The following is an 888-nucleotide window of genomic DNA, read 5'->3' on the forward strand; positions in this document are numbered from 1 at the left end:
TATGTCACAAATTTTCACTATATTTGTGACAAATATTACTGTTTAAATATGATAGAAACATCTAAAAATAAGATACAAAAAAAGATTTTAAAATCATCATTTGGCGAAATATTTTTTTTAGATGATTTTTCAAAATATGGTTCTTCAGATAACATCCGTAAAGTTCTCTCTCGTTTAGAAAATGAAGGTTTAGTTGAGCGTTTAACACATGGTATTTATCTTAAACCTAAAAAAGATTTGCTATTAGGAAAGATTTATCCGACTGTAGATGAAATTGCTAAACAGATTGCTAAACGGGATAAAGCTCGTATTGCGCCAACAGGAGTTTTGGCTTTGTATCTATTAGGTTTAACAACTCAAATTCCTTTGAAAGCTGTTTACTTGACCGATGGTTCGCAACGCGAAATAAAAATAGGAAATAGAACTATTCAATTCAAAAAAACAGTTCCTAAAAGCTTTGCTATTAAAGACGAATTATTACACTTGATTGTTCAAGCTTTTAAAGAAATAGGGCAAAAAGAAATAACAGATGATTTTTTTAATCAAATAAAACCTTCAATCCTTCACCTAAACGAACAAGTTATTCAAAAACAATTGAAATATGCACCTGTTTGGATTCAAAAAATAATCAATAATCTTTATACAACTCGTTAATATGTGGATCAATCTAACTAAAGAGCAACAAATACAAGTTCTGGAACAAACGGGAATTTCAAAAGGCTTACCTGCCTTTGTTGTAGAGAAAGATTGGTGGGTTTGCATTTTATTAAAAGCTATTTTTCAATCTCAATATGCGGATTCAATTATCTTTAAAGGTGGTACATCATTAAGCAAAGCTTATCTTTTAATTGATCGATTTTCTGAAGATATTGATCTAATTATTGATCG

The 888-nt window shown here is 29.3% G+C and carries 2 protein-coding genes; both read left to right on the plus strand.

Going from position 1 to position 888, the window contains the following annotated elements:
• Window positions 1–654, plus strand: a 654-nt coding sequence (locus N5D46_RS14705; protein ID WP_280050446.1) for a DUF6088 family protein, incomplete at its 5' end; no start/stop codon positions are given.
• 1 nt (window position 655) lies between these two features.
• A partial coding sequence (locus N5D46_RS14710) for a nucleotidyl transferase AbiEii/AbiGii toxin family protein (protein WP_280050447.1) occupies window positions 656–888 on the plus strand: 233 nt, incomplete at its 3' end.

The organism is Empedobacter sp. GD03865 (assembly GCF_029840775.1).
Lineage (GTDB): Bacteria > Bacteroidota > Bacteroidia > Flavobacteriales > Weeksellaceae > Empedobacter > Empedobacter falsenii_B.